The sequence below is a fragment of the Streptomyces sp. ATLC9 genome (assembly GCF_057196705.1).
In genome coordinates this window covers 1-7,798 of record NZ_JBXUOY010000245.1, presented here as the reverse complement: position 1 = coordinate 7,798, position 7,798 = coordinate 1, and the positions used below count along the sequence as shown (strand labels likewise).

At 74.1% G+C, this 7,798-nt stretch carries 9 protein-coding genes; 3 read left to right on the top strand and 6 right to left on the bottom strand.

Going from position 1 to position 7,798, the window contains the following annotated elements; genetic code table 11:
* Nucleotides 1-94 precede the first annotated feature (94 nt).
* The 3 genes from AC2CJA_RS21265 (at nucleotide 95) to AC2CJA_RS21255 (ending at nucleotide 1,898) form a co-directional block, all read left to right on the top strand.
* Nucleotides 95-952, top strand: a complete 858-nt coding sequence (locus tag AC2CJA_RS21265; protein ID WP_484604275.1) for a hypothetical protein — start codon at nucleotides 95-97, stop codon at nucleotides 950-952.
* Entirely contained in the window at nucleotides 904-1,497 is a 594-nt protein-coding gene (locus AC2CJA_RS21260) for an AAA family ATPase (protein WP_484604274.1), read from the top strand. Before AC2CJA_RS21265 ends, AC2CJA_RS21260 begins: the two co-directional genes overlap by 49 nt.
* Nucleotides 1,498-1,577: 80 nt before the next feature.
* Nucleotides 1,578-1,898 carry a MazG-like family protein gene (locus AC2CJA_RS21255; RefSeq protein ID WP_484604273.1) on the top strand — a complete coding sequence of 107 codons (321 nt, stop codon included), beginning with the start codon at nucleotides 1,578-1,580 and terminating at the stop codon, nucleotides 1,896-1,898.
* A gap of 302 nt (nucleotides 1,899-2,200) precedes the next feature.
* On the opposite strand, the gene AC2CJA_RS21250 is transcribed toward AC2CJA_RS21255, so the two are convergent.
* From AC2CJA_RS21250 to selA, 6 genes are all read right to left on the bottom strand, one after another.
* Complete coding sequence (locus AC2CJA_RS21250; protein WP_484604272.1) at nucleotides 2,201-2,380, bottom strand: hypothetical protein; 180 nt, start codon at nucleotides 2,378-2,380, stop codon at nucleotides 2,201-2,203.
* A gap of 47 nt (nucleotides 2,381-2,427) precedes the next feature.
* A complete protein-coding gene (locus tag AC2CJA_RS21245; protein WP_484604271.1) occupies nucleotides 2,428-3,003 on the bottom strand; it encodes an FxLYD domain-containing protein in 576 nt (191 codons plus the stop codon).
* Between the two features lie 239 nt (nucleotides 3,004-3,242).
* Nucleotides 3,243-3,803, bottom strand: a complete 561-nt coding sequence (locus AC2CJA_RS21240) for a DoxX family protein (RefSeq protein ID WP_484604270.1) — start codon at nucleotides 3,801-3,803, stop codon at nucleotides 3,243-3,245.
* A gap of 99 nt (nucleotides 3,804-3,902) precedes the next feature.
* The gene (locus AC2CJA_RS21235) at nucleotides 3,903-4,322 is read right to left on the bottom strand and encodes a hypothetical protein (protein WP_484604269.1); all 420 of its coding nucleotides are present in this window, start codon (nucleotides 4,320-4,322) and stop codon (nucleotides 3,903-3,905) included.
* A gap of 74 nt (nucleotides 4,323-4,396) precedes the next feature.
* The gene (gene selB / locus AC2CJA_RS21230; protein ID WP_484604268.1) at nucleotides 4,397-6,202 is read right to left on the bottom strand and encodes a selenocysteine-specific translation elongation factor; all 1,806 of its coding nucleotides are present in this window, start codon (nucleotides 6,200-6,202) and stop codon (nucleotides 4,397-4,399) included.
* An 8-nt stretch (nucleotides 6,203-6,210) separates the two neighbouring features.
* A complete protein-coding gene (gene selA / locus AC2CJA_RS21225) occupies nucleotides 6,211-7,602 on the bottom strand; it encodes an L-seryl-tRNA(Sec) selenium transferase (RefSeq protein ID WP_484604267.1) in 1,392 nt (463 codons plus the stop codon).
* Between the last annotated feature and the right edge of the window lie 196 nt (nucleotides 7,603-7,798).

Below are 7,798 nucleotides of genomic sequence, written 5' to 3'. Positions count from 1 at the left end.
TTTTTTTCCGCCGCGGGGGGGCGCCCCCCCATTTCGGGACCCGGGGGGGGGGGCGGCCAGGGGGGGCCCCCCCCCCACCTCAGCGAGGAGAACCATGATCACTGTCAGCAGCCACGACCGCCCCGTCCCGCCCCGCAAGCCGTCCGGCACCGTTCGGCTCGCCTCCGTGGATGTGGAGTGGACGAAGAACTACCGGATCAAGAACGGCAACCGCCCGTTCTGCTTCTCCATCGTGTGGCTGGACCTTCCCCGCCACGGCGGCCCGGCGGACCTGGAAGAGACCGGTTACGCGTTCACCAGCGTCTATGTCGAGAACTCCGAGGAGACCGCCGCTCTGGTGGAGGCGGCCGCCTCCACGATCCGCACCGCCACCGACCACGCCGACTTGATCACCGGGCACCAGCTCTGTTCCGACCTCGCCGTGCTGGCCGCCAACGCCCCCGCCCCGCAGCAGCCCGTGAACGACGCGCGGCAGGCGTGGAAAAGCCGCCGCGCCGCCGACGTGGACGGCGGCCCGCACTACATCGACACCCGGTTCGACGCCGGGCACCTCCTCACCGGCACCTCACGCCGCCTGGTGGACGTGTGCACCGAACTCGGTCTCGATGTCACCCAGCCCGAGCTGCGCGGCACCTCCATGACCGCCCTGCACCGCACATGGCTCAACACCGGGTCGTCGGAGGCCCGCGAACGCATCAGCGTCCTCAACGTCCGGCACTCCCTGTCCACCGCCTACGTCGCCGCCCACGCCCGCGACCTGGGCCGCTGGGACCAGCGGCGGGGCCTGAACGTCAACCGCGTGCTCGCCGCCGGCGCGGATGGCGCGTGGCCCTGGCTCCACTCACCCACCTTCACCAGCCTCTTGGGGGAACCATGCCTATCCGCGACTGCGCCGTCATCGCTGTGGAAGGAACCCAGGCCGCAGGCAAGTCCACCCTCGTCCACGCCCTGACCTCCTACTACCGGGAACAGGGAGTCGGCGTCGCCTGCACCGGCGAGCCCGCCCGGACCAGCCCGTTCATGGAGGCCATCGTCCTGCACGGCCAGGGCACATTCGACCTGGTGGCCGAACTCGACCTCTTCGCCCAGCAACTCACCGTGCCCGCCCGCACCGCACGGCACCAGCAGCTCCTCATCGCCGACAAGACCCCGGCCAACGTCCTGGCCCTGGCCCGCCTCGTCCTGGACCCGGACAAGCCCGGCACCGCCTCGGTGCTCGCCGCGATGGAAACGATGTGCCGGGCATGGATGCCCCTGGCGTACGACCTGATCGTCTACTGCCGCGATCAGTTCGACCAGCAGTCCGGCGGAGACCGCTTCCGGGACAAGGTCCTCACTCTTCAGGACGACACCGACCCCGCCCTGCACCAGGTGCTCACCGGCACCGGCGTGCCCATGGTGGAGCTGCCGACCGGCCTGACCACCGCTGAACGCGTCCGGTGGATCGCCGAGCAGTGCGCACCCATCGCGCACATCCCGAAACCGCGGGCTTGCTAGGGTCCGACTCGACCACCGCGCCAGACCCGGACGCCCTATTCTGACCGGGCGGCGCCCCGGCCCCGCAGAACGGCACGCACATGAGCGAAGACGAGACCTGGGAGACCATCGACCGACTCGTGGAATGGCTGGACGAGAACAGCCAAGCCACACCGGAGATGGACCGGGTACTGCGCATCCTGAAGATCACCGAGGAGGCCGGGGAGGTCTCCGAAGCCGTCCACGGCGCCACCGGCGGCAACCCCCGTAAAGGCGCCAGCCACACGTGGGACGACGTGCAGAAGGAACTGTGCGACGTGATCCTCACGAGCATGGTGGCTCTGAGGACTATCACCCCGGACCCGTCGAAGGTGTTCCGCGAGAATCTGGAGCGCGTCGCCGAGCGCTCTCTGGCTCACTGACCGGCTCATCGTGGCCCGGCCCCACCGTCGCGGGGTCGGGCCACAGGTGTGTCACCGCGCCCCCGAGCCGTGCCCCCACAGGGGGCGCGAGAGGGCATCGACTGGTGTCGGTTGGCGCGTGTTGGCATCAACTGGTACGCAGTTGGTCCCGTTTTACGGCGAAACCGCAGGTCACAGCCTTGTATCCAAACGGGTTCGATTCCCATCCGCCTCCGCCAAACGGCCTGTGGATGGGGGCGGCCGGGCCATGGCCCCCCCCCCCCCCGGTGTTGGTGGCGCTGTGACCGACCTGCGACAAGTGGTCAGAGCCAGCCGCGGTAGAGGGTGCCCGGTTCGTCATCCAGCGCAGTCAGGCCGGGGTGCGGGCCGAACGCCGCTATGTCCTGGATCTCGCGCACCCTCTCCACGATCCGGCCCTGCAGGGTGCGCAGCACGGCCGGACATTCGGTCATCTGAGCTACGCGGTCACTGAAGTCACTCATGGTGCATTCCTCTCCTGGCGGCCCCTGCCGGGGAGGCTGCTACGAGATCAGGACGCGTACCGCGTCACATCGGTGATCTTGCATGTCACCTTTCCCTCCACCTGCTTCGTCCCCTGCGCCGTCTCCTTCGTCGTCTGCTCCGGTGCCAGGTTGTTGCTCGCGGCGAACCCCTCGTCCAGCCGTGTCCCGCCAGCATCCACGAACTCGACCTGGACCATGTAGTTGCTGGTCTTGCTGCTGTTGTTGGTGATCTCCACATCGGCCGACGCCCAGGACAGGGCACTGTCCACCTGGCAGCCGGTGATCTTCACGTCGTCCCACCCCGCCTTGTCGGTGTCCGCACCCTCGGCGGCGTCCTTCGGCTTCTCGCCGGAGCCCTTGCCGGCGGTCGCGGCGGGCTTGTCCTTGCTGGACTCGCTGGAGGAATCGTCGCCTCCGGCGATGAGAGCGGCGCAGCCACCGAAGAGGGCGAGCGCGACGAGAGCGCCACCGCAGCCGAAACCGACGACCTTCCCGACGTTGGACTTCTTCGGCGGAGGTGGCGTCCAGCCGGGGTGGGACTGCTGAGGCTGACCGTACCCGGGGTGGGGCTGCTGAGGCTGGTTCGGGTCGTGCGGGTGCATGGTGCTCCAAACTGCGGATGACGCGCGGGGGGCGGCCTGGCCAGACTGCACGATCACCCACGCTGCGTGTGGCGTTGTGATCGTTCCGTAACTGGAAGGGCCGGGTGCTGTCCGGTCAGTGCTTCTTCCGCCGGTCCTTCTTCGGCGGAAACCAGGAGTCGCGGTTACCCGGTGGTCGATGACTGACAACGGCTCCGCGCCCTGCGCCGGACGCCCCCTCGGAAGTGCTGCCGCCTCCGTCAGTCCGGGACGGGGCCCGCGCCGGGAGGCGTCGCCTGCTCCGGTCCGCTGCCGAGCGCGCCCGCCCGGCGGCGCAGGACGACGGCGGCGGCCGCGGTACTCGCCGCGAAGGCGGCCGCCATCACCCAGGGGCGGTTGAGGCGGTGGCCCAGCACATGGTCCAGGGAGTGGCGTCCCGGCCCGGTGATGCTCAGGCAGGTGGCGACGAAGCCCAGGAAGGCCGGGTACTCGTAGCCGCCCCCGGTGACGAAGAAGCCCGACGGGGCGTGGACCGACACCGCCCCCGTCATGGTGCCCGCGACCGCCGCTCCCGCGGCCGGCGTGGCCAGGCCCAGGGCCAGCAGCGCGCCGCCGCCCGCCTCCGCCAGCCCGGCGGCGAGCGCGCTCGCCCTGCCGGGGGTGAAGCCCATGTACTCCATCGCCTCCCGGGTGCCCTCCGGTCCGTGCCCGCCGAACCAGCCGAAGAGCTTCTGGGTGCCGTGTGCGAACAGAACGCCGCCCGCGCCCGCTCTGAGGACGAGCAGGCCCAGGTCACCGCGGTCGATGGGGAGCAGGGGCATGGGAATCACCTCTCCGGGGTGCGGTCGCCCTTCCCAGCCTCGGTGGCGTCCCGCGCTTCCACCACTTCCCGGGCCCGTTCGGAGCAGCCCGCCCCGGGCTCAGAGCACGGCGCGCCACAGGGCGAGGGCGGCGGCGGCCATCGAGGCGACCACCGAGGCGGCCAGAACCAGCAGCAGGAACAGGAGGACCCCTGCCAGGACGCCCGCGAGCGCGCGGGTGGCGCGGCCGCGCTCCGAGCGTGCCGAACGGGTGCGCCCCGTGTGCCCGGCGAGCCCCTCGTCCCGTACGGACCGGCCGCGGTCACCGTGCTCGTCGCACACCGCGACGGCCAGGGCCGCGAGGTAGCGCAGCCGCTCCGGGGGAGGCGGCTCGACCAGTTCCGGGCCCAGCTGTCGTTCGACCGCCTCGACGCGCGGGTCCCCGTCGTTGATGAGCCCGCGCGCACGCGTACCGGTCCTTGCGCCGATCGCGCCGCCGGACTGATCGCCGGACTGATCACCGCAGTGGTGGCCGGACATCGGCAAGCCCCCTTCTCGCGCTGACGCTTCGCGCAGGGAGCGTAGTGGGCCGGTGCGACCGGCGGGACGGCGCGTCAGCCGTCCGGTGCGGCGGCGGCCTGTCCGGCCCGGGGTTCGCAGCGCCGCCGGGTGTTGTCCAGACGGGCCGTCAGACCACGTGCGTCCAGGTGCTCCAGCAGGGGGATCACGACCCGGCGTGTGGTGTCCAGGGCGCGGCGCGCCTCGCTGGTGGTGAAGGGCTGCTCCAGCCGGGCCAGCAGTGCGGCGGCCCGGTCGTCGGCACCGGGCAGAAGCACGATCCCGTCGCCGATCCGGAGCAGCTCGCCCGCGGTGACGGCCGCCGCGACCGCGTTCGGGGTGAGGCCGAGCTCCGCCAGCCGGTGCGCCTCCGGGGCGCGGAAGGGCGCGGCGCGCAGCTCGGCGCGTACGGCGTCCACCGCCCCGCGCACCCGGGGCGGCAGCCGGGGTCGGGCGGTGCTGCCGTAGACCCGGCCGTCGCGGTGTTCCAGGGGTGGTCGCGGCCCGGCGGCCACCAGGGCCCGGACGAGGGCGCGTTCGGGCAGGCCGAGGGCGCGGCGGGCGGCTTCGGCGGGCAGCCCCGGGTCCATCGGATGCCGGGCCGCGTGCTCCTCCACGGCCCGCGCCAGTGCGCGCCGCAGCACGGCCCAGTGGCCGGGGTCGGCGATCCAGTCCCCGGCCACGGGCTCGTACGGGGGCCGCACTCCCATCGCCCGTAGTTCGGCGCGCCGTACCAGTCCCCGGCGCCGTACCTGGGCCGCGCCGTCCGGCACGCCGGCCGCCGTCTCCAGCTCGCGGGCCCTGGCCCGTCCGGCGCCGCGCCGCTCCAGCCGGGGCGGGCGGACGTCGAGCACGGTGATCCCGGCGGGGATCCGGTGCCGCCCGGGGTCGCGCAGCAGTGCCACATCACCCACCCGCAGCGGCAGGGGGCGCTCCAGGGTCAGGCGGGCGGTGTCCGCCCCCAGCGGCCGTACGGTGGCGGGGACGGCGGCGGAACCGGCGTGCAGCACCAGGTGCCGGGGCAGATCGTCCGCCGGGTCGCCGTGCAGCCGTGCGTCCAGCAGGCCGGTGGTGATCCAGCGGCCGGGGGCGAGCAGGGCGTCGCCGCGCCGCAGCGCCTCGGCTCCGGCGCCGTGCACGTTGACCGCGACGCGGGCGACCGCACCCACCTCCTCGCGGTCCTCCTTGAGGGACTGCAGCCCGCGTACGCGGACCACCGCCCGGTCGTCACGGGCGAGGACGAGGCGGTCGCCGGTGCGGAGGGTGCCCGCGGCGAGCGTGCCGGTCACCACGGTGCCGCGGCCGCGCACGGTGAAGGAACGGTCCACCCACAGCCGTACGTCGGCGGCCCGGTCGGGCTCGGGCAGCGCGGCGGTCAGCCGGACCAGGGCGGCTCGCAGTTCCTCCAGTCCGGCACCGGTGACGGCGCTGACGGGCACGGCCTCCACCTTCCCCAGCGAGGTCTCGGCGATCCTGGCGAGCGCGTCGTCACGGACCGGGCCGGGGTCGGCGAGATCGGCGCGGGTGACGGCGAGGACGCCGTGCCGCACCCGCAGCGCGTCCAGGACGGCGAGGTGCTCCTCGGACTGCGGCTGCCAGCCCTGGTCGGCGGCGACGGCGATCAGAACGGCCGGCACGGGCCCGACTCCGGCCAGCATGTTGCCGACCAGCCTCTCGTGGCCGGGCACGTCGACGAAGGCGATTCGTCCGGCTCCGGGCAGGGACGTCCACACGAAGCCCAGGTCGAGGGTGAGGCCGCGGCGGCGCTCCTCCTCCCAGCGGTCGGGCTCCATTCCGGTCAGCGCCCGGACGAGGGTGGACTTGCCGTGGTCGACGTGGCCGGCCGTGGCGATGACGTGCACGTCCCCCCTCACCCCAGTCCCCGGCCGTTCGCGGCGGCCTTGGCCGCCCGCCGCACCGCCTCGGCCACGTCCGCGTCCCGCTCCGGCGGGACGGTGCGCAGGTCGATCAGGCACCGTCCGCCCTCCACCCGCCCCAGGACGGCGGGATCGCCCAGCCGCAGGGGCCCGGCGCACTCCTCGGGCAGGGCCACCGCCGCGCTGGGCAGTGCGACACCGGGCGCCCCTCCCCCGCCGACGGCGGCCTCGCTGTCCACGGCGCGGGCCTCGACGTCCGCGCCGCGCAGTTCGGCGGCGAGGTGCTCGGCGCGTGCCCGCAGGTCTTCCGGACCGGTGTGGAGCATGGTGTGGACGGGGGTTTCGGGACCGCGCACCGTGGCCTCCAGCGCCGCCAGCGTCAGCTTGTCCACCCGCAGCGCGCGGGCCAGCGGATGGCGGGCCAGGCTCCGCACCAAACCGGCCCGGCCCAGGAGCAGGCCGCACTGCGGGCCGCCGAGCAGTTTGTCGCCGCTGGCGGTGACCAGGGACGCGCCCGCGCGCAGCCAGCCGGAGGCGTCCGGCTCCTCCGGCAGTACCGGCTCCGGGCGCAGCAGCCCGGACCCGATGTCGGCGACGACGGGGACGCCGGGAGGGCAGATCCGGGCCAGGTCGGCCACGGAGGCCGAACGGGTGAAGCCGGCGATGCGGAAGTTGGAGGGGTGGACCTTCAGCACGAAGCCGGTGTCGGGGCCGATCGCCGCCGCGTAGTCCTCGGCCGAGGTGCGGTTGGTGGTGCCGACCTCGCGCAGCCGGGCGCCGGTGGAGACCAGCAGGTCGGGCAGGCGGAAGCCGTCGCCGATCTCGACCATCTCGCCCCGGCTGACGACGATCTCCTTTCCCGTCGCGAGCGCGGTCGCGGCCAGGGCGAGGGCGGCCGCGCCGTTGTTGACCACATGGGCGGCCTCGGCGTGCGGCACCGCCTCGCACAGGGCGTCCAGGGCGGAGGCTCCGCGCCGGGAGCGGGCGCCGGTGGCCAGGTCGAGTTCCACGTCGGTGGGACCGCAGGCGGCGTCCACCGCCTCCCGGGCGGCCCTGGACAGCGGGGCCCTGCCCAGGTTGGTGTGCAGCAGCACACCGGTGGCGTTGACCACCGGCCGCAGCCCTCCGGCCGTCGCCGGCAGCGCCTCGGCCGCGGCGCCGGCGACGGACTCCGGGGGGATCTCCCCGGCCCTGGCCCGCTCCAGGGCCCGGACCACCTCGGACTTCACCAGGGCGCGGCCCAGGCGCCGGGTGGCCTCGGCCAGCCGGGGGTCGGCGAGCACCGCGTCCGTACGGGGGAGCCGGCGCCGTACGTCGGCCGGAGGGGCCTTCGCGGCACGCACTCGCGCCGTCCGTACTCGCGCCGTCACGGTGTCGCGGTCCATCCGGTGGCCTCCTGGTGGGACGCGGTGCGGGTAGTGCCCGGCCGGCAGCCGCCGTCACCCGTCCGCGCACCGTCCTCGCGGCGCGGCGTACGGGTGACGGCGGCTGCCGGCATGAAACGGGGCATCGGCCAGGATGGGCGCGCGGGGGGGGGGGCCCCCCCCGCCCCCCCCCCCCCCCCCGCCGCCCCGGCCGGGG